Raw genomic sequence first — 20,184 nt, forward strand, 5'->3', positions numbered from 1 at the left:
CATGACGCAGAATGGTCCGATCACCCCCGAAACATGGATGGCTGACGTGTTCCGCGCCAAGGCTGCGCGCGACGGGTGCATCATTCGCAGACGCCTGCGCGATATCGACCGCTATGTCGGACGCGCCGAGTTCTTCTCCGAACTCGAAAGACGCGGCTATCAGGCCGTCGAGAATGCCGGACAGTTGGTGATCTTCTGCAACCGGGAACCGATCCGGCGAGTCCTGTAGGCCGATTTTTGCAAAAAATCGGCATGGAAAATTCCAATTTTCCATGCCGGAGTTTTCGAAAACTCCGGCCTTCCGCGTCACGCCGCTGTTTCGTTTCATAAACACCTGTTTCACATCCGCTTTTCCGCATCGCGGCGAGCGCATCCCAAGGTATCCCGTCACGGCCTCACCGGGTAGCCCGCCCTACCCGTTCCGGCCCCCCTGCCCAACCCGGAGTGTGCTTTGCTACCCGGGCGAAAGTATCGCGCGGGCGCTTTACGCAACAGAATGGGTCAACACGATGCGAGGAGGGCATGTGCATGGACATCCATGAATTCCAGGCCAAGGAGCTGCTGAGCGGCTTCGGCGTCAACATTCCGCGCGGCGGCATCGCCTACAGCCCGGAACAGGCGGTCTATCGCTGTTCGGAACTGTCGGGCAAAAGCTGGGTCGTCAAGGCGCAGATCCATTCCGGCGCCCGTGGCAAGGCCGGCGGCGTGCGCATCTGCACCTCCGAGGAGGAAGTCTGGGATGCGGCCTCGTGGATGCTGGGCCGCAAGCTGGTGACCCATCAGACCGGACCCCAGGGCAAGCTGGTGGGGCGGCTTTATGTCGAGGAAGCCACGGATATCGCGCAGGAAATCTATCTGGGCTTCGTGATGGACCGCAAGCTGGAGCGCGTCGTGGTCGTGGCCTCGGCCCAGGGCGGGATGGAGATCGAAGAGATCTCGGAAAGCGAGCCGGACTCGATCATCCGCTCGGTGGTCGACCCCGCCGTGGGCATGCAGAACTTCCAGGCGCGTGAGATCGCCTTCTCGCTGGGGCTCGACCCCGCGCTGATCAACCAGGCGGCCAAGACGATCATGGGCTGCTACCGGATGATGTGGGAGACCGACGCGAACATGGTCGAGATCAACCCGCTTGTGGTGACCGCCTCGAACGAGATCGTGGCGCTGGACGCCAAGGTCAGCTTCGACGAGAACGCGCTGTTCCGGCACCCGCACATCTCGGAGTTGCGCGACAAGAGCCAGGAGGACCCGCGCGAGACCTACGCGGGCGACCGTGGCCTCAGCTATATCGGGCTGGATGGCCAAATCGGCTGTATCGTGAACGGCGCGGGCCTCGCGATGGCGACGCTCGACATGATCAAGATGGCCGGCGGCGAGCCTGCCAACTTTCTCGACGTGGGCGGCGGGGCCAGCCCCGAGCGGGTTCTGCAATCCTTCAAGTCGGTGCTCAACGACCCCAATGTCGAGGCGATCCTGGTCAATATCTTCGCCGGCATCAACCGCTGCGACTGGATCGCCGAAGGCGTGATCCTGGCGGTCAAGGAACTGGATCTCAAAATTCCGCTGGTGGTGCGCCTTTCGGGCACCAATGTCGACGAAGGCATGAAGCTTCTGGCCGACAGCGGGCTGAAGATCGAGACGGCCTCTTCCCTTGCGGAAGCGGCGGAAAAGGTGGTGGCCGCGTGGCGCTCCACCGACAGCGCTTATGCGGAGGCAAGCTGATGGCCATCATCATCGACAAGGATACCCGCGTTCTGGTCACCGGGATCACCGGCCGGATCGGCAGTTTTCACGCCCAGGACATGATCGACCACGGCACCAATGTGGTGGGCGGCGTCACCCCCGGCAAGGGCGGCACCAAGCATCTGGGCCTGCCGGTGTTCAACACCGTGAAGGGCGCCGTGGCCGAAACCGGCGCCGAGCTGGTGGTCAGCTTCGTCCCCCCGCCCTTTGCGGCGGATTCGATCATGGAAGCGGCGGATGCGGGAATAAGGACCTGCGTGTGCATCGCTGACGGCATTCCCGCGCAGGACATGATCGACGTGAAACGCTACATGCGCCGCTACAAGGCCGAGAAGCGGATGCGCCTGATCGGCCCCAACTGCGCCGGGATCATCACACCGGGCCAGGCCTTTGCCGGGCTGATGCCGCCCTCGATCTACAAGCCGGGGCGCGTGGGCATCGTCGGGCGCTCTGGCACGCTGGGCTACGAGGCCGCCAGCCAGATGAGCGCGCATGGCATCGGTGTCAGTTCCTCCATCGGGATCGGCGGCGACCCGATCAACGGGTCGAGCTTCAAGGACATCCTGGAGCTGTTCGAGGCCGACCCCGACACCGACGCCGTCGTTCTGGTGGGCGAGATCGGCGGCCCGCAGGAGGCCGAGGCGGCGGAATACATCCGCGATCACATGACCAAACCCGTGGCGGCCTATATCGCCGGCCTCTCGGCACCCAAGGGACGGCGCATGGGCCACGCGGGCGCGATCGTGTCGGCCTTCGGCGAGTCGGCACAGGAAAAGGTCGACATCCTCAAGCAGGCAGGCGTCACCATCGTGCCGACGCCGTCGTCCTTCGGGGAAGTGGTCGAGAAAATGGTGGCCTGACCCACGTCAGGGCGGCGCGCACTCTCCCAAGCGTTGCGTCGAACCTGGGCCATCAAGAAGCCCCGGCATGCTACATGCCGGGGCTCAATTTTTACAAAGACTTACGCCGCAAAGCTGATGCCCGTCAGCTTTCGATCTGGTCCGCGAGGCTCTCGGCGCGGGCGGCGATCTCGGCCAGCGATTCCGTCACCTGTTCGGGGATCACGGCCACTTCGACCCGCTCCGGCTGGGGCTGCGGCGCATTGCGCAACTGATCCAGTTCGGCCTCTTTCTCGGCCATCTTGTCCGCGGCCTCGCGCAGCTTGTCCTGCACGCCCGCGGTCTTGTCGGCCAGCATCAGCCCCGCCATCAGCAGCATCCGCGACTCGGGGATCCGACCGATCTGGGCCGAAAGTACACTGGCCTCTTCGTCCAGCATCTTGGCCGCGGCGTGCAGATAGTGCTCCTCGCCCTCCTGGCAGGCGACCTCGAAGGTGCGGCCTCCGATCTCAATCTCGACTTCGGGCATCAGGCGTCCTCCGATGTGGGGGTGTCAGGCGTCTCGGCGCTTTCCAGTACGGCGGTCAGCTCCGACAGGATGGCGCTGGTCTCGGCCCGGTCGGCGGCACGGTTGGCGCGCAGGCTTTCCAGTTCGGCCATCATCGACTTGTTGATCAGGTGCGCCTCGCCCACGCCGGCGGCATTGGCCTCGCGCAGAGCGGCATTGTTGTCGCGCAGCTGCTGGTTGGCGCGGCGCAGCGACTGCAATTCGCCATCCAGCCGCGACAGGGACTGCGCATTCTGCTCGCGCAGCGCCTCCAGCTCTTCTTCCAGCGCGTTGCGCTTGTCGCGCAAGGCTTTCACCCGCTCTTCAAGCTGTTCGTTGGCCAGCTTCTCGTCCGCCAGGGCCTGCTTGGCCTCGGCCAGTTCCGCGGGGTCCACCGCGGTGCCGGCCCCGGCCTCCAGTCCCCGCCCGATCCGGTCGAGCGCGGCGTTGATGCGCCGCTGCAATTCGTCGATTTCGCTCATGTCCTCGGTCCCCGTACCGCTTTGCCTGTCTCTATCCTGGCGCGATCCGATCCGGCCTGCTCTGCCCCTGTGCCGGGCGGCCCGCGAATCGCCTGCGTTAAGCATGTGCCGCAACTCTACCCAATGGTTGCACAAATTGCGCCCCTTAAGGTGATACTGCAACCCCGGCGGCGCCGGGGCGCTTGATCTTTGCTTCGGGGCTGGTATGCACGGGCCCGAACGCCATTCCTGAACAAAGGACGCTGCCCCGTGGATATCGCTGCCCTGCGCTCTGCTCATCCCGATCACTGGAACAAGGCCGCCGCCATTCGCGCGCTGACGCTCGACGCGGTGCACGCGGCCAATTCGGGCCATTCCGGCATGCCCATGGGCATGGCCGACGTGGCGACGGTGCTGTATGAAAAGCACCTGAAATTCGACGCGAGCGCCCCCAACTGGCCCGACCGAGACCGGTTCATCCTGTCGGCCGGCCACGGCTCGATGCTGCTTTACTCGCTGCTCTACCTCACGGGCTACGAGGGCATGACGCTCGACCAGATCAAGAACTTCCGCCAGTGGGGCGCGATCACCGCGGGCCACCCGGAAAACTTCATGCATGACGGGATCGAGACCACGACCGGCCCGCTCGGTCAGGGCATCTCGAACGCCGTTGGTTTCGCTATTGCCGAGGAAGCCCTTCGCGCGCGGTTCGGCAAGAAGGCCGTGGATCACCACACCTACGTCATCGCCGGCGACGGCTGCCTGATGGAGGGCGTGAGCCACGAGGCCGTTGGCCTTGCGGGGCGCCTGGGCCTGGGCAAGCTGATCGTGCTGTGGGACAACAACAGCATCACCATCGACGGCAAGGTGGAACTGGCCAGCCGCACCGATCAGGTGAAACGCTTCCGCGCCGAAGGCTGGCAGGTGGTAGAGATAGACGGGCATAACCCCGAGGAGATCGACGCGGCGCTGACAAAGGCCAAGACCAGCCGCCGCCCGACCATGATCGCCTGCAAGACGCATATCGCTTTGGGCCACGCCGCGCAGGACACCTCGAAAGGTCACGGCGCGCTCACGGATGCCGACCAGATTTCAGCCGCGAAAGAGGCCTATGGCTGGACCACCGGCCCCTTTGAGGTGCCCGCCGACATCAAGAAAGCCTGGGAGACCATCGGCAAACGCGGGGCCGACGCCCATGCCGAGTGGAAGACCCGCATGGGCGAGCTCAGCGACCGCCGGCAGGCCGAGTTCGCCCGCGTGATGGCGGGCGACGCGCCGAAATCGCTCGCCTCCCGGATCCGGGCGCTGAAAAAGCAGATTTCCGAGGAGTGTCCCAAGGTCGCCACCCGCAAATCCAGCGAGATGGTGCTGGAGGTGGTGAACCCCCTCATGCCGGAGACCATCGGCGGCTCGGCCGATCTTTCCGGCTCGAACAACACCAGGTCGGGCGACATGACCGTGTTCGACGAGGGCAATCGCAAGGGCCGCTACATCCATTACGGCATCCGCGAGCACGGCATGGCCGCCGCGATGAACGGCATGGCCCTGCACGGGGGCATCCGCCCATACGGCGGCACCTTCATGTGTTTCACCGATTATGCCCGCCCTGCGATGCGGCTGGCCGCGCTGATGAAGGTGCCCAGCGTCTTCGTCATGACCCATGACAGCATCGGCCTGGGCGAGGATGGCCCCACCCACCAGCCGATCGAACACCTGGCGATCAGCCGCGCGACGCCCAACACCAACGTCTTCCGTCCCTGCGACACGGTCGAGACTGCCGAGGCATGGGAACTGGCGCTGACCTCGAAATCGACGCCGTCGGTCCTGTCTCTGACCCGTCAGGGCGTGCCGACTCTGCGCACCGAGCACAAGCAGAAGAACCTGACGGCGCACGGCGCCTACGTTCTGGCCGATGCCGATGGCAAGCGGCAGGCGCTGTTGATGGCGACGGGCTCTGAAGTGGCGATTGCCATGGCCGCGCGCGACCTGTTGCAGGCCGAAGGCATCGGCACGCGCGTCGTCTCGATGCCCTGCTGGGAACTTTTCGAGGAACAGGACGAGGCCTATCGCCGCAAGGTCCTGCCTGCCGGTCCCGTGCGCGTGGCGGTCGAGGCGGCCATCCGCTTCGGCTGGGACCGCTGGCTTTTCGGCGAGCGGGGCAAGCGCGAGAAATCGGGCTTTGTCGGGATGCACGGCTTCGGCGCATCGGCCCCGGCCGAGGTCCTCTACGAACAGTTCGGCATCACCGCCGAGGCCGTGGCCGAGAAGGCCAAGTCCCTGCTCTGACGTTTACGTGATTGCGCGCGCGGAACCCCGCGCGCGCGCCCGGGTTTTCCCTGAGATGCATCAGAGGAGAAACCCCACATGACTTTTCGTCCGATCCTGACCGGAACCGCCATTCTTGTCGCCCTGCCCGCCTTCGGGCAGGAGTTCGAGCGTGCGCCCCGCAATACTGATCTCGAACCGGCCTTTGAGGGCCAGTTCCGCGCGCCGCTCGAATCCAGCGACGTCGCGCTTCAGGTCACCGATATCGCGACCGGGCTGGTTCATCCCTGGGGGATCGCGGTCTTGCCCGAAGACGCCGGGTTTCTTGTGACCGAACGCCCGGGCCGCCTGCGCCACGTGGCCGAGGACGGCACGATGTCCGATCCGATCACGGGCATGCCCGAAGTCGCGGCACAGGGTCAGGGCGGGCTTCTCGACGTCGTGCTGGCGCCCGACTTCGACGAGAGCCGCCGGATCTACATCAGCTACGCCAAGCCGGTGGGGGATGGCCTGATGGCCACCGCCGTCGCCTACGGGACGCTCAGCGAGGACATGACCGAGGTCAGCGACCTGACGGATATCTTCGTGCAGGAACCGGGCGCCACCGTGCCCAAGCACTTCGGCTCGGTAATCGAGTTTGACGGTGACGGGCACGTGTTCATCACCACTGGCGAACACTCATCGATGAAGTACCGGGATTATGCACAGGACACGTCGAACACATACGGCGTCATCGTGCGCCTGACGCTTGATGGCGAAGTGCCCGAGGACAATCCCTTTGTCGGCGACGAGAACGCCATCGACAGCATCTGGTCCTATGGCCACCGCAACGTCCAGGGTGCAACCATGCGCGACGGCACGCTCTGGATCATCGAGCACGGGCCCAAGGGCGGCGACGAATTGAACCGGCCGGAGCCGGGCAAGAACTATGGCTGGCCGGTCATCTCTCACGGCGAGACCTATGGCGGTTCGCCCATCGGCTCGGGCGAGGCACAGCAGGAAGGCATGGAACAGCCGGTCTATTTCTGGGACCCGGTGATCGCGCCCGGGGACATGATCGCCTATGACGGCGGAATGTTCAGCGACTGGGACGGCGATTTCCTGATCGGATCGCTCAAGCCCGGGGGCATCGTCCGGCTGGAACTCGACGCAGACGGCAAGGTCGCGGCGGAAGAGCGCATGGCAATGGACCTGGGCCGCGTGCGCGATGTCCAGATGGACAGCGACGGCTCGATCCTGGCAATCACGGATTACGAGGACGGCCGTCTCGTGCGGATCACGACAGACGGCAGCGACAGCTGAGGGTGAACGCACCCGTCCCGGACATGCTCCGGGACCTCTTGCCGGCGATATTCCTACGCTTCAGGCGCGGCTCAATGGGCCGCGCCTTTTCCGAACATCGATGCCCAGACCGGCGCCACCAGCTTGGTGCCGATCGGGATGAGCAGCGTGCCCAGCACCAGCCCGAACACCCCGTCCGCCGCCGCCTGCACGGCCCAGGCGACAAAACCTCGGAATTGGTCAACTGCATGGGCGGCGTCCTCGGCCCAGTGGTGGATCGTGTCATAGGGCATCGACCATCCCATCTCGGCCATGCTGTGCAGGATGATCGCACCGCCGACCCACAGCATCGCCGCCGTACCGACGAACATCAGCAGCTTCAGGAAATACGGCATCCCCTTGACGATCTTGCGCCCGACCCAGCGGGTCACGCCAAGGTTGCCGTTCTGGGCCATGAACAGCCCCGCATCATCCGCCTTTACGATCAGCGCGACCGCGCCATAGACGGCCACGGTAATCCCCACCGCGACCATTGCCAACACCGCGGCCTCCATCCAGAAATTGCTGGGCGGTATGTTCGACAGCGCGATGGTCATGATCTCGGCCGACAGGATGAAATCGGTCTTGATCGCCCCCTGCACGCGCTGTTCCTCCAGATGCGCGGGATCCTTGGTCTGGTGGCTGCCGTCCGGCCCGCCATGGTGCTTGTTCGCGCCAAGCGCATGCGCCACCTTTTCGGCCCCCTCGAAACATAGATACGCGCCGCCCAGCATCAGCAGGGGCGGGATCAGCCACGGCGCGAAATTCGACATGGCCAGCCCCGCCGGCAACAGGAAGACCATCTTGTTGAACAGCGACCCCCGCGCGATTTTCCACACGATCGGCAATTCTCGGGCGGGCGCGAAACCGGTCAGGTATTTGGGGGTCACCGCCGCATCGTCGATCGCGGCCCCCGCGGCCTTGGCCCCCGCCTTGGCCGCCTGCCCCGCCACGTCGTCGATCGACGCGGCCGCCACCTTGACCAGGCTCGCCACATCGTCCAGCAGTGCCAGAAATCCGCTCATGCTATTGCCCCTCGTTACGCTTGGTGTGCCTTGATTGGCCCAATCATGCCCCGGCGCGGCAGGTTTGCGCAAACGGTTAACGCTAACACCGCAAACCCTCGCGCTTTAAGGGTTTCAGCGCGGCACCCTTGGGTCTATATCGCCCCCGACACCCGGATAGGAGAACAGAATGACCGTCACTGTCGGCATCAACGGATTCGGCCGGATCGGCCGCTGCACCCTGGCCCATATCGCCGCCAGCACCCGCAACGACATCAAGGTCGCAAAGGTCAACGCCACCGGCCCGCTGGAAACCGCGGCCCACCTGATGAAATACGACAGCGTGCATGGCCGCTTTCCCGGCGACATCACACTTGGCGACGGCACGATGGATCTGGGCCGCGGGCCGATGGAGATGTTCTCGACCTACGACATGGACGAGCTCGACTGGTCCGGCGTCGACGTCGTGCTGGAATGCACCGGCAAGTTCAACGACGGCGAAAAGGCCAAGAAGCATCTGGAGCGCGGCGCCGGCAAGGTTTTGCTGTCCGCACCCGGCAAGAACGTCGACCGCACCGTGGTCTTCGGCGTCAACGACGGCGAGCTGCAGGCCGGCGAGCGGATGATCTCGAACGGCTCCTGCACCACCAACTGCCTCGCGCCGGTGGCCAAGGTCCTGCACGAGGCGATCGGCATCGAGAGCGGCATCATGACCACGATTCACGCCTATACCGGCGACCAGCCCACGCTCGACCGCCGCCACAAGGATCTCTACCGCGCGCGCGCCGCGGCCATGTCGATGATCCCCACCTCCACCGGCGCCGCCAAGGCCCTGGGCGAGGTGCTGCCCGACCTCAAGGGCAAGCTCGACGGCTCGGCCATCCGTGTGCCGACGCCGAACGTGTCGGCGGTGGACCTGACCTTCCTCGCCCAAAAGGACGTGACTGCGGACGACGTGAACGCAATCATGGCCGAGGCGGCGGCAGGTCCGATGAAGGGCGTTCTGGGCTACGATCCCGAGCCCAAGGTCTCGATCGACTTCAACCACACCGAGGAAAGCTCGATCTTCGCGCCCGAGCAGACCCGCGTGACCGGCGGCCGTCTGGTGCGCGTGCTGGCTTGGTATGACAACGAATGGGGCTTTTCGTGCCGCATGGCGGACGTGGCCGTGGCGATGGCGCGCCTGAGCTAACCCCGCGAGGCAGCGGGAACAAAATCACACCCTCCGGTAAAGCCGCTGCCGGGGGGCATTCTCATCCCCCTTGCGTGACGCACCCCGGCTGAGGCATACGGATGAGGAAGCGGAAGAACGGTAGCGGCACATGACGGACAAGATCGCGGTCTTCCTGGCCCTGCTGATCCTCGCGGGACTTGGCTGGGACTACCTCTACAACGACATGCAGGCGTCGTTCTTCCTCGCGCGCAAGACGGTCGACCTGATCGAGTGGCTGGCGTTCTGGCGCTGAGGCGTCGGCTCAGTCTCTGAACCGGTCCTCCAGCGCCTCTTTCACGGCAGGCGTCACGAACCGTGTCACGTCGCCGCCCAGCCGGGCGATTTCCTTGACCAGCTTGCTGGCGATGGCCTGCCGACGGGCGTCGGCCATCAGGAAAACGGTTTCGATCCGGTCGTCCAGGGCACGGTTCATGCCGACCATCTGGAATTCGTACTCGAAATCCGCCACGGCGCGCAGGCCGCGGATGATCACGTTGGCGCCCACGTCGCGGGCACAGTCGATCAGCAGGTTCTCGAACGGATGCGCCACGATCTCGGTGCCGGTGGCGGCGCTGATCCCGATACATTCCGCCTCGACCATCGCCACACGCTCCTCCAGCGTGAAAAGCGGACCCTTGTCGCGGTTGATGGCGACGCCGATCACCAGCCGGTCCACCAGCGTGGCCGCGCGGGCGATGATGTCGGTATGGCCCAGTGTGATCGGATCGAAAGTGCCGGGATAGAGACCGATGCGCATGGGGTCTTCCTTCGTGTCGTGACGAGCTGCAAGCAACTACATGCGCTGGAAAATTGCAAGCCGCAGGGCCAATTTAAGTACATGTCGGAATGATGAAACCCCGGGGACGCACCCCGTGGTTTCACCGTTCCTCAAATACCCATGTGGCGCCGATCGGGGTCAGTGCCCCATCACCATGCTTTCAAGTGCGGCCTTCTCCATCGACAGCTCCTGCAGCCGGGCCTTGACCACGTCGCCGATGGTCACCATGCCGACAAGCTTGCCCTCGTCATCGACGACGGGCATGTGGCGGAAGCGGCCGTCGGTCATGCGCACCAGCACGGTGTCGGCACTGTCCTGCCGGGTGCAGCAGACGGGTTTCGGGGTCATCAGGTCCGACACCTTGTCATTGAGGCAGCCCGGGCCGGACGTGGCGAGGCCGCGCACGATGTCCCGCTCCGACAGGATGCCATCGGCCAAGGTGCCATCTGCTGACACGACAAGCCCGCCGATGCGATGCTTGGCCAGAATTTGCGCGGCCTCGGACACCAGGGTCTCGGGCGTTACGGTGATCACCTTGTCGCTTTCCTTAGACTTAAGTATCTGTTGAACGATCATCCGGACCCTCATTTCTTCAATGATTTCAGATGAACAGCGTTCCTCAGAACCTGAGTCCTGTCAAGCTTCGGCTTCCAGCCGGGCCACCTCGGCGCGGATTCCCTCGCAAAGGGCGGCGGCAAAGCGGTTCATCCGGTCAAGCCTGCGGTCGTCCTGGTGCCGCACGAGATAGAAACTGCGTGTCAGGCTGAACGTGTCCGGCAACAGCTTTTGCAACCGTCGAAAGAATGGCATTGCGAAGTCGTGCATGATGCCGACACCACCGCCCTGCTGGATGCAATGCGCCTGCACCGAGACCGAGTTCGACGCCAGCGCGACCCGGTCCGCCCCGGTTTCGCCAAGATAGTCGAGTTCCTTGTCGAAGATCATGTCGGGGATGTAGCCGACCATGCGATGTGCCGCGAGATCGTCCAGCCTCTCGATCGGCGGCGCCTGGCGCAGGTACCAGCGCACGGCCGCAAGATGCAGCTTGTAATCGGTGATTTTCTGCACGCTCAAGCGCCCCGCCGAAGGGGGACTGACCGCGATCACCATGTCCGCCTCGCGCCGGCTGAGGTTGAAGACGCGGGGCAGCGCCACGATCTGCAGGTCGAGGTCGGGGTTGTCCGTGGCCATCTGCGCACAAACCTGCGGCAGGATGAAGTTGGCGCAACCGTCCGGCGCCCCGATACGGATCTGCCCCGACAGGCCCCCCGCCTGCCCCGCCATCTCCTCATCGGCATCGCGCATCGCCGTCTCGGCGCGGCTCACATGCCCCATCAGGCGCTGACCCGCATCAGTCAGCGCATAGCCCGTGGGCGACTTGGCAAAAAGCGGCGCACCGGTATCGGCCTCCAGCCGCGCGATGCGGCGCCCCACCGTGGCGGGGTCGAGCTTCAGCGCACGGCCCGCGGCAGACAGGCTTTCGGTGCGCGCCACTGCAAGGAACACGCGCAGATCATCCCAGTTCGATACCATGTCCTACCCTCCGGCGCCGCGCCTTGCTTTGCATTTCTGCAAGACCTTTTTGGAATATTGCCTCTTTTCCCGCCAAAAACGCAACGCTAACCTGCGCGCAAACCCGAGGAGGACCGACATGAAAGACCTGACTCACTACATCGACGGCGCGCGCGTGCCCGGCCAGTCGGGCCGTTTTTCCGACGTCTACAACCCGGCCACCGGCGAGGTTCAGGCCCGCTGCCCGCTGGCCAGCAAGGAAGAATTCGACCAGGCGGTCGAGATCGCCGCCAAGGCGCAGCCCGCCTGGGGCGCCACCAACCCGCAACGCCGCGCGCGGGTCATGATGGAGTTCGTGCGCCTTCTGAACCGCGACATGGACAAGCTGGCCGAGGCGCTGAGCTCCGAGCACGGCAAGACCTTCCCCGACGCCAAGGGCGACGTGCAGCGGGGCCTTGAAGTGGTGGAATACTGCATCGGCGCGCCGCAACTGCTGAAGGGCGAATTCACCGACTCTGCCGGCCCCGGCATCGACATGTATTCCATGCGCCAGCCGCTGGGTGTCACGGGCGGCATAACGCCTTTCAACTTCCCGGCGATGATCCCGATGTGGATGTTCGCGCCCGCGCTGGCCTGCGGCAACGCCTTCATCCTGAAACCATCCGAGCGCGACCCGTCGGTGCCGATCATGCTGGCCGAACTGATGGAAGAGGCCGGCCTGCCCAAGGGTCTGCTGCAGGTGGTCAACGGCGACAAGGAAGCCGTGGACGCGATGATCGACAACGAGACCGTGCAATCCATCGGCTTCGTCGGCTCGACCCCGATCGCCGAGTACATCTATGGCCGCGGCTGCTCCAACGGCAAGCGCGTGCAGTGCTTCGGCGGGGCCAAGAACCACATGATCGTCATGCCCGACGCCGACATGGACCAGGCCGCCGACGCGCTCATTGGCGCGGGCTACGGTGCCGCCGGTGAACGCTGCATGGCCATCTCGGTCGCCGTCCCCGTGGGCGACGAGACCGCGGATCGCCTGATCGAAAAGCTGGTGCCGCGCATCGAGAAGCTGAAGGTCGGCCCCTATACCGCCGGCGATGACGTGGATTACGGCCCCGTCGTGACCGCCGCCGCCAAGGAAAAGATCCTGGGCCTGATCGAAAGCGGCGTGCAGCAAGGCGCGGAACTGGTCGTCGACGGCCGCGACTTCAAGTTGCAAGGCTACGAGGACGGGTTCTTCGTCGGGCCGCACCTCTTCGACAAGGTGACCCCGGACATGGACATCTACCAGCAGGAAATCTTCGGCCCGGTCCTGTCGACCGTCCGCGCCGGCTCCTACGACGAGGCGCTGAAGCTGGCGATGGACCACGAGATGGGCAACGGCACCGCGATCTTCACCCGTGACGGCGACGCCGCGCGTGACTTCGCCAACCGAGTGAATGTCGGCATGATCGGCGTGAACGTCCCGATCCCGGTGCCGCTCGCGTACCACACCTTCGGCGGCTGGAAGAAGTCGGCCTTCGGCGACCTGAACCAGCATGGCCCCGATGCCTTCAAGTTCTACACCCGCACCAAGACCGTGACGGCCCGCTGGCCCAGCGGCATCAAGGAAGGCGGCGAGTTCAACTTCAAGGCCATGGACTGATCGCCGTGCCATGAGGATACTGACCGGGCCGCGCGGGACACCGCCGCGGCCCGGTGTCGTTTTGAAAGGATCGAACGATGTGGCCTGACACGCGGCTTTGCGAGCTTCTGGGGATCGAGCATCCCGTCATCCAGGCCCCCATGGCGGGCACCACGACCCCGGCCATGGTCGCGGCAGTGTCGAACGCGGGCGGGCTGGGCTCGCACGGTTGTGCGACGCTGTCACCGGAAAAGCTGGCCGAGGATATGGAGGCGCTGGCGGGCGCCACGAACCGGTCGGTGAACCTCAACTTCTTCTGCCACGAACCGCAGGAGATTTCCGAGGATCATCATGCTGCACTGATCGAAGCGATGCGCCCGCATTACGAAGCGGCTGGCGCTCCCCTTCCCGATGAGACGCCGGCCCCGTCGTTTCAGCCCTTTGGTCAGGCGCAGCTCGACTGCCTGCTGGCGCGCCCCCCGGCGGTGGTCAGTTTTCACTTCGGCCTGCCCGAGGACGAGGCCGTAAAGGCGCTGAAGGACAAGGGCTGCAAGATCCTGAGTTCAGCCACCACCGTGGCCGAAGCCCGCTGGCTGGCCGAGCGCGGCGTGGATGCCATCATCGCGCAAGGGTGGGAATCTGGCGGGCACCGGGGCCTGTTTCTGGAACTGGAGAACGACGCGCAGGTGGGGCTCTTTTCGCTGTTGCCACAGGTGGTCGACGCGGTCGATGTGCCGGTCATCGCCGCAGGCGGCATCGCCGACGGGCGTGGCATCGCCGCCGCCTTCGCGCTCGGCGCGGCGGGCGTGCAGATCGGCACCGCCTTCATCACCGCCGACGAGGCCCATCGCAAACCCCATCACCCCGAGGCGGTGGGCTTGGGCACCGACGAAAGCACCCGGGTCACGCGGGCCGGGTCGGGCCGCCCGGCGCGAGCGCACCGCACACCATGGATCGACGCGATGGCTCAGGTGGACGCCGCCCCCTTCCCGCTGATGTATCACTACAGCCGCCCCCTCCTGGCGGCCGACGGCCCCGCGCACCAGTTCTCGCTTTACGGCCAGAGCGCGGCGCTTGCGCCCTCGGGCGATGCCGGGGAAAGGCTGACCGCCCTGGTCGCCGCGGCGATGGCGGCGATGGGCCGCTGACGCCGACCGCGCATCGCGCCGCCGCTGCACCAAACGCTTGCCAAACAGGCCCCTTTCCTGCTGGTATCGTCCAACAGGGAGGGCAGCCATGACCCACGACGGCCCCGATTTCACCATCGGCATCGAGGAAGAGTACCTGCTGGTGGACCGCGACAGCCTCGACCTGGCCGAGGCGCCCTCCGGCATGATGGACGCCTGCAGCGAGGAATTGCAGGACCAGGTCGCGCCCGAGTTCCTGAAATGCCAGATCGAGATCGGCACCAAGGTCTGCAAGGACGTCTCCGAGGCCCGCGAGGACCTCAAGCGGCTGCGGGCCTGCGTGTCGAAGCACGCCGCCGCGCACAACCTCCTGCCCATCGCCGCGTCCTGCCACCCGTTTTCCGACTGGCGCAACCAGCACCACACCGACAAGGACCGCTACAACGCGCTCAGCGACGATCTGGCGGGCGTGGTGCAGCGCATGCTGATCTGCGGGATGCATGTCCATGTCGGGATCGAAAAGACGGACCGCCGCGTCGACCTGATGAACCAGCTGACCTACTTCCTGCCGCACCTGCTGGCGCTCTCGACCTCGTCGCCCTTCTGGCAGGGGCACGACACCGGGCTTGACAGTTACCGGCTGACGGTGTTCGACAACCTGCCGCGCACCGGCCTGCCCCCGCGCATGGAAAGCTTCGCCGAATTCGAGCGCTCGGTGAACTCGCTGACCGATCTGGGCGTGATCGAGGACGCCAGCAAGATCTGGTGGGACCTGCGCCCCTCGTCCAAGTTTCCCACCATCGAATCGCGCATCTGCGACGTGCAGCCCCGGCTGGAACACACGCTGATGCTGGCGGCGCTGACGCAGTGCATCACCCGGATGCTGTGGCGGCTGGCCACCAAGAACCAGCGCTGGCGCATCTACGACCCCTTCCTGGTGAACGAGAACCGCTGGCGCGCGCAGCGCTATGGCACCCGCGAGGGCCTGATCGACTTCGGCCGCGGTGCGATCGTGCCCATGGCGGAACTGGCCGAGGAGCTGCTGGAACTGATCGACGAGGACGCCCGCTATTTTGCCTGCATCTCCGAGGTCGAGACCGTGCGCGAGGTGATGCGCACCGGCACCTCCTCCACGCGGCAGCGCCGCGCCTTCGACGCCGCAAAGGACGATGGCGCCACGCCGGACGCGGCCCTGCGCGCCGTGGTGCGCCACCTCGTCGAGGAATTCCATGCCGACCTGTGACACGGAGGCACGCGATAGGCACGTTATCGCCGCCCCGGCCTTCAAACCTGCGTGAGCGGGCATAATGGCGCGGGTTTTCCCTTAACCTTTCCGCCGATCCGGTTAAATAGAGCCAGAATACAAGTACACGGAGCATTCTCATGTCCAAGACACGTTTTACACGCCGCGCCACTCTGCTCGGAGCCGCAGCCAGCCTTGCGGCCCCGTCCGTGCTGCTGGCGCAGGACAACGCGCCGCTGTCTTCGTCGGTCAAGCGCAACGCGTCCTCCTTCACGACGCGCGACTGGAACGATTATTTCGACAGCCTCGGCAACGGCCGTATCGTGTGCGACATCAACAGCCGCGCGGTACATCACTGGAACGCGAATGGCGTCTACTCGCTCTACCCCTCCTCGGTGCCGATGACCGATGAACTGACCCGCCGCGGCTATACCGAGGTCGTGCGCAAGAAGGTCGGCCCAACCTGGACGCCGACCGAGAACATGAAGGCCCGCGACCCCAGCCTGCCCGACTTCATGGATGCCGGCCCCGGCAACCCGCTGGGCACGCACGCCATGTATCTCAGTTGGCCCGCCTACCTGATCCACGGCACCCACGACACCCGCAAGATCGGACGCCGCTCGTCCTCGGGCTGCATCGGCCTCTACAACGAGCATATCGCCGAGCTTTTCGCCAAGACCGAGGTGGGCACGCAGGTGCTGGTGCTCTGATCCCCGGCCACATCGCAAATCGCAAAAGGCGCGGCACGGTGGTGCGGCGCCTTTTTCTTTGGCGAGGGTGACGCCAGACCGCCCTTGATTCCGCGCCGCGTTCTGCGTCACCTTCGGATCACACCTTGCGACGCCGCCATGAACAGGTTAATTAAACACACGTTCAATTACTCACCCGGGTAAGACGAGGAGGACCCCGCGATGGATTTCGCGCTCAGCGAGGAACAGACCGCCATATTCGACATGGCCCATGCCTTCGGCCAGGATGCCATCGCGCCTCATGCCCGCGACTGGGAGGCGCAGGGCACCATCCCGAAAGAGCTGTGGCCGCAAGTAGGCGAGCTGGGCTTCGGTGGTCTCTACGTCAGCGAGGAGTCCGGCGGCGCCGGCCTTTACCGCCTCGACGCGACACTGGTGTTCGAGGCGCTCTCCATGGCCTGCCCGTCGGTCGCGGCCTTCCTGTCGATCCACAACATGTGCGCCCGCATGATCGACAATTTCGCCAGCGACGATTTCAAGGCCCGCGTCCTGCCCGACGTGATCCCGATGAAGACGGTGCTCTCCTACTGCCTGACCGAACCCGGCTCCGGTTCCGACGCCGCCGCGCTGAAAACCCGCGCCGCGCGCACCAATGACGGCTACACGCTCAACGGCACCAAGGCGTTCATCTCGGGCGGCGGCTATTCGGACGCCTATGTCTGCATGGTCCGCACCGGCGAGGATGGCCCCAAGGGCATCTCCACGGTCTATGTCGAGGACGGCACGCCCGGGCTCAGCTTTGGCGGGCTGGAGGACAAGATGGGCTGGCGCAGCCAACCCACGGCGCAGGTGCAGTTCGACGACTGCAGCATTCCCGCCGAGAACCTCGTCGGCGAGGAAGGCAAGGGCTTCAGCTATGCCATGGCGGGCCTCGACGGCGGCCGCCTCAACATTTCCGCCTGTTCACTCGGGGCCGCACAACAGGCGCTCGACATGACCAAGGCCTACATGCGCGAGCGCAAGGCGTTCGGGCAAAGCATCGACCAGTTCCAGGCGCTGCAATTCCGCCTCGCCGATCTGGAGATCGAATTGCAGGCCGCCCGCGTCTTCCTGCGCCAGGCCGCGTGGAAGCTCGACACCAAGGCCCCCGACGCCACGAAACACTGCGCCATGGCCAAGAAATTCGTCACCGAGGCTGGCAGCCGGATCGTCAACCAGTGCCTGCAACTGCATGGCGGCTACGGCTACCTCGCCGATTACGGCATCGAAAAACTGGTCCGCGACCTGCGCGTGCACGAGATCCTCGAAGGCACCAACGAGATCATGCGCCTGATCGTGGCGCGGCATATGCTGGCGGACGCATGATCGGCAACTGGTACTCCGCCTTGAAAGCCTCACGGCTCTACGGTGCGTTCCTGCGACACCGCGTCTGGACAGCAAGCGCGATCCAATCGACACATTTGCTGTTCTGTTTTCCCCTCGGGGCCTTGGGCCTGGTTTGGTTTTTTCTCCCAGGTCTTAGCTTGGGGCTTTGCCTGCCTGCGCTCGCCACGATGTTTTCAACAGGTCAAAGCCTTGCGTTTCTCATGGCCTTATATGGTTTCTTCCTCTTGGCGACTGCCCCCATTTCCCTGCGTGTCATCAGCGATCTCTGCGTGGGGTATCTCGCAGGCTTCGCGAATGTCTTGGGGAATGCCAATCCATCGAATGAGTTTCGGAACGAAGCTGAATGCGACCTAGCGGAGTGGAGTGCAACGCATGCCTGACATCTCGATCCGCAAAACCGGCCGCGCGGGCCGCATCACCCTCACCCGCCCCAAGGCGCTCAACGCCATGTCCTACGACATGTGCCTTGCCATCGAGGCGGCGCTGGACGATTGGGCCACCGACGACGACGTGGCACTGGTCATCATCGACGCCGAGGGCGACAAGGCCTTCTGCGCAGGTGGCGACATCCAGCAGCTCTACGACACCGGGCGCGCGGGCGATTTCGCCTATGGGCAGACTTTTTGGCGCGACGAATACCGCCTGAACGCCAAGATCGCCGAATACCCCAAACCCTATATCGCCTTCATGCAGGGCTTCACCATGGGCGGCGGCGTCGGCATTTCCTGCCACGGCTCGCACCGGATCGTCTGCGACAGCAGCCAGATCGCCATGCCCGAATGCGGCATCGGGCTGGTGCCGGATGTGGGCGGGTCGATCCTTCTTGCCAATGCGCCCGGCCATCTGGGCGAATATCTCGGCCTGACCACCGCCCGCATGGGCCCCGAGGACGCGATCCATGCCGGTTTCGCCGATTGCTACATTCCGCAGGAGAAATGGCCCGGCCTGATCGAAACGCTGGAGCAAAGCGGCAACCCCGATGATCTCGACCCGCACAGAGAGGCGCCCCCGCATGGGGTGCTGCGCGACCGGCAGTCCGAGATCGACGCCCATTTCAACGGCGAAACCCTACAATCCATCCTTGCCAGACTGGAGGCCTCGGACAGCGACTTTGCCGCCGATGCGCTCAAGGCGATGCGGCGCAACTCGCCTCTCTCGATGGCCTGCGCCGTCGAGATGCTGCACCGCCTGCGCGGACCGATGGCCGATATCCGCCGCGCGCTCGAGCTGGAATACAGGTTCACCTTCCGCGCCATGGAAAACGGAGACTTCCTCGAAGGTATCCGCGCCGCGGTCATCGACAAGGACCGCAGCCCGAACTGGCAGCACGACCTCGCCAATCCGCCCGTCGAGGCGGCGCGCGACATGCTCGCGCCCTTGGGCGAGAACGAAATGACATTCGAGACCTGAGAAAGGGACTGACAATGAAAATCGGCTTCATCGGACTGGGCAACATGGGTGCACCCATGGCCGCCAACCTGGCCGCCGCCGGGCACGAGGTGACAGGCTTCGACACCGCCGGCACCACCGCCGAAGGCGTGGCCGAGGCCGCCAGCGCCGAGGCCGCAGCAGCTGACGCCGACGTGGTCATCACCATGCTGCCCAACGGCCAGATCCTCCGCAGCGTGGCCGACGCCGTGATCCCGGCCATGAAAAAGGGCGCCGTGCTGCTCGATTGCTCCACCGTCGACGTCAACAGCGCCCGCGCCGTGGCCGAGCAGGCCAATGCGGCCGGCCTCGGTGCGCTCGACGCGCCGGTGTCGGGCGGCATCGGCGGCGCGCAGGGCGGCACGCTGACCTTCATGGTGGGCGGCGACGACTCCGCGTTCGAAACCGCCAAGCCGCTCTTCGACATCATGGGCCAGAAAGCCGTGCATTGCGGCCCCTCGGGCAACGGACAGGCCGCCAAGATCTGTAACAACATGATTCTCGGCGCCACCATGATCGTCACCTGCGAGGCTTTCGCGCTGGCCGACAAGCTCGGGCTCGACCGGCAGGCGATGTTCGACGTGGTCTCGATCTCGTCGGGCTACAGCTGGTCGATGAACGCCTACTGCCCCGCCCCGGGCATCGGCCCGCAATCGCCGTCCGACAATGACTACAAGCCCGGCTTCGCCGCCGAACTGATGCTCAAGGACCTGACCCTGGCCATGCAGGCCGCCGAATCCGCCGACGCGGACACCCCCATCGGCCAGGCCGCCCGCGACCTCTACCGCCGCTTCGTCGAGGACGAGGACGGCAACGGCCGCGATTTCAGCGCGATGCTGCCCCGGTTCGAGAAACGCGGCCGCCAGGGCTGAGCCGCCTCTTCCTCTGGCCGTAAATATCCCGGGGGAGCGCCGAAACCTCGTTTCGGCGCGGGGGCAGCGCCCCCGTTCCACGGCATGCCACACGCGACCCGGCCAGACCGGCACGAAACCGCTCGCATACCCGATCGTGCGG

The 20,184-nt window shown here is 65.2% G+C and carries 21 protein-coding genes; 15 read left to right on the top strand and 6 right to left on the bottom strand.

What is annotated here, in order from left to right; all coding sequences use genetic code 11:
• Position 1 precedes the first annotated feature (1 nt).
• The 3 genes from ACSQ76_RS12925 to sucD all read left to right on the top strand — a co-directional run bounded on the left by ACSQ76_RS12925 (position 2) and on the right by sucD (position 2,600).
• Entirely contained in the window at positions 2-229 is a 228-nt protein-coding gene (locus tag ACSQ76_RS12925) for an N-(5'-phosphoribosyl)anthranilate isomerase (RefSeq protein ID WP_437156900.1), read from the top strand.
• A gap of 299 nt (positions 230-528) precedes the next feature.
• Positions 529-1,719 carry a malate--CoA ligase subunit beta gene (locus ACSQ76_RS12930; protein ID WP_437156901.1) on the top strand — a complete coding sequence of 397 codons (1,191 nt, stop codon included), beginning with the start codon at positions 529-531 and terminating at the stop codon, positions 1,717-1,719.
• Positions 1,719-2,600 carry a succinate--CoA ligase subunit alpha gene (gene sucD, locus ACSQ76_RS12935; RefSeq protein ID WP_437156902.1) on the top strand — a complete coding sequence of 294 codons (882 nt, stop codon included), beginning with the start codon at positions 1,719-1,721 and terminating at the stop codon, positions 2,598-2,600. The genes ACSQ76_RS12930 and sucD overlap by 1 nt, the downstream gene beginning before the upstream one ends.
• A 124-nt stretch (positions 2,601-2,724) precedes the next feature.
• Here sucD and ACSQ76_RS12940 read toward each other — a convergent pair whose 3' ends face one another.
• Positions 2,725-3,108 (bottom strand): cell division protein ZapA, encoded by a 384-nt coding sequence (locus ACSQ76_RS12940; RefSeq protein ID WP_306128907.1) that lies wholly within the window; start codon positions 3,106-3,108, stop codon positions 2,725-2,727.
• A complete protein-coding gene (locus ACSQ76_RS12945; protein WP_306128906.1) occupies positions 3,108-3,608 on the bottom strand; it encodes a hypothetical protein in 501 nt (166 codons plus the stop codon). Before ACSQ76_RS12945 ends, ACSQ76_RS12940 begins: the two co-directional genes overlap by 1 nt.
• A 249-nt stretch (positions 3,609-3,857) precedes the next feature.
• Here ACSQ76_RS12945 and tkt point away from each other — a divergent pair, with 249 nt between their 5' ends.
• Together tkt and ACSQ76_RS12955 are read left to right on the top strand one after the other, a co-directional pair.
• Complete coding sequence (gene tkt / locus ACSQ76_RS12950; RefSeq protein ID WP_437156903.1) at positions 3,858-5,873, top strand: transketolase; 2,016 nt, start codon at positions 3,858-3,860, stop codon at positions 5,871-5,873.
• Positions 5,874-5,951: 78 nt separating this feature from the next.
• Positions 5,952-7,154 carry a PQQ-dependent sugar dehydrogenase gene (locus ACSQ76_RS12955; protein ID WP_437156904.1) on the top strand — a complete coding sequence of 401 codons (1,203 nt, stop codon included), beginning with the start codon at positions 5,952-5,954 and terminating at the stop codon, positions 7,152-7,154.
• A 71-nt stretch (positions 7,155-7,225) separates the two neighbouring features.
• On the opposite strand, the gene ACSQ76_RS12960 is transcribed toward ACSQ76_RS12955, so the two are convergent.
• Complete coding sequence (locus ACSQ76_RS12960; protein WP_437156905.1) at positions 7,226-8,197, bottom strand: DUF808 domain-containing protein; 972 nt, start codon at positions 8,195-8,197, stop codon at positions 7,226-7,228.
• Positions 8,198-8,366: 169 nt separating this feature from the next.
• On the opposite strand from ACSQ76_RS12960, the gene gap reads away from it, so the two are divergent.
• Both gap and ACSQ76_RS12970 read left to right on the top strand, forming a co-directional pair.
• A complete protein-coding gene (gene gap / locus ACSQ76_RS12965) occupies positions 8,367-9,368 on the top strand; it encodes a type I glyceraldehyde-3-phosphate dehydrogenase (RefSeq protein WP_437156906.1) in 1,002 nt (333 codons plus the stop codon).
• A gap of 130 nt (positions 9,369-9,498) precedes the next feature.
• Positions 9,499-9,642, top strand: a complete 144-nt coding sequence (locus ACSQ76_RS12970) for a hypothetical protein (protein WP_437156907.1) — start codon at positions 9,499-9,501, stop codon at positions 9,640-9,642.
• 9 nt (positions 9,643-9,651) lie between these two features.
• Here the strand turns inward: ACSQ76_RS12970 and coaD are convergent, their stop codons facing one another.
• From coaD to ACSQ76_RS12985, 3 genes are all read right to left on the bottom strand, one after another.
• A complete protein-coding gene (coaD, locus tag ACSQ76_RS12975) occupies positions 9,652-10,146 on the bottom strand; it encodes a pantetheine-phosphate adenylyltransferase (RefSeq protein ID WP_437156908.1) in 495 nt (164 codons plus the stop codon).
• Positions 10,147-10,305: 159 nt separating this feature from the next.
• Positions 10,306-10,743 carry a CBS domain-containing protein gene (locus tag ACSQ76_RS12980; protein ID WP_437156909.1) on the bottom strand — a complete coding sequence of 146 codons (438 nt, stop codon included), beginning with the start codon at positions 10,741-10,743 and terminating at the stop codon, positions 10,306-10,308.
• 60 nt (positions 10,744-10,803) lie between these two features.
• Entirely contained in the window at positions 10,804-11,700 is an 897-nt protein-coding gene (locus ACSQ76_RS12985) for a LysR family transcriptional regulator (protein WP_437156910.1), read from the bottom strand.
• A gap of 118 nt (positions 11,701-11,818) precedes the next feature.
• Here ACSQ76_RS12985 and ACSQ76_RS12990 point away from each other — a divergent pair, with 118 nt between their 5' ends.
• The 8 genes from ACSQ76_RS12990 (at position 11,819) to mmsB (ending at position 20,042) form a co-directional block, all read left to right on the top strand.
• Positions 11,819-13,318 (top strand): CoA-acylating methylmalonate-semialdehyde dehydrogenase, encoded by a 1,500-nt coding sequence (locus ACSQ76_RS12990; RefSeq protein ID WP_437156911.1) that lies wholly within the window; start codon positions 11,819-11,821, stop codon positions 13,316-13,318.
• 77 nt (positions 13,319-13,395) lie between these two features.
• On the top strand, positions 13,396-14,445 hold the full coding sequence (locus ACSQ76_RS12995; protein WP_437156912.1) for an NAD(P)H-dependent flavin oxidoreductase: 1,050 nt from the start codon (positions 13,396-13,398) through the stop codon (positions 14,443-14,445).
• An 88-nt stretch (positions 14,446-14,533) separates the two neighbouring features.
• Positions 14,534-15,667, top strand: a complete 1,134-nt coding sequence (locus tag ACSQ76_RS13000) for a carboxylate-amine ligase (protein ID WP_437156913.1) — start codon at positions 14,534-14,536, stop codon at positions 15,665-15,667.
• Positions 15,668-15,807: 140 nt separating this feature from the next.
• The gene (locus ACSQ76_RS13005) at positions 15,808-16,377 is read left to right on the top strand and encodes a L,D-transpeptidase (RefSeq protein WP_306128894.1); all 570 of its coding nucleotides are present in this window, start codon (positions 15,808-15,810) and stop codon (positions 16,375-16,377) included.
• Positions 16,378-16,578: 201 nt separating this feature from the next.
• Positions 16,579-17,721: an acyl-CoA dehydrogenase family protein gene (locus ACSQ76_RS13010; protein ID WP_437156914.1), complete on the top strand. Its 1,143-nt coding sequence runs from the start codon at positions 16,579-16,581 to the stop codon at positions 17,719-17,721.
• Positions 17,718-18,122 (top strand): hypothetical protein, encoded by a 405-nt coding sequence (locus ACSQ76_RS13015; RefSeq protein WP_437156915.1) that lies wholly within the window; start codon positions 17,718-17,720, stop codon positions 18,120-18,122. Before ACSQ76_RS13010 ends, ACSQ76_RS13015 begins: the two co-directional genes overlap by 4 nt.
• Positions 18,115-19,152, top strand: a complete 1,038-nt coding sequence (locus tag ACSQ76_RS13020; RefSeq protein WP_437156916.1) for an enoyl-CoA hydratase/isomerase family protein — start codon at positions 18,115-18,117, stop codon at positions 19,150-19,152. The genes ACSQ76_RS13015 and ACSQ76_RS13020 overlap by 8 nt, the downstream gene beginning before the upstream one ends.
• 14 nt (positions 19,153-19,166) lie before the next feature.
• Positions 19,167-20,042 (top strand): 3-hydroxyisobutyrate dehydrogenase, encoded by an 876-nt coding sequence (mmsB, locus tag ACSQ76_RS13025; protein WP_437156917.1) that lies wholly within the window; start codon positions 19,167-19,169, stop codon positions 20,040-20,042.
• The last annotated feature ends 142 nt before the right edge of the window (positions 20,043-20,184 follow it).

The sequence above is a fragment of the Roseovarius sp. B08 genome (genome assembly GCF_051417955.1).
GTDB lineage: Bacteria > Pseudomonadota > Alphaproteobacteria > Rhodobacterales > Rhodobacteraceae > Roseovarius.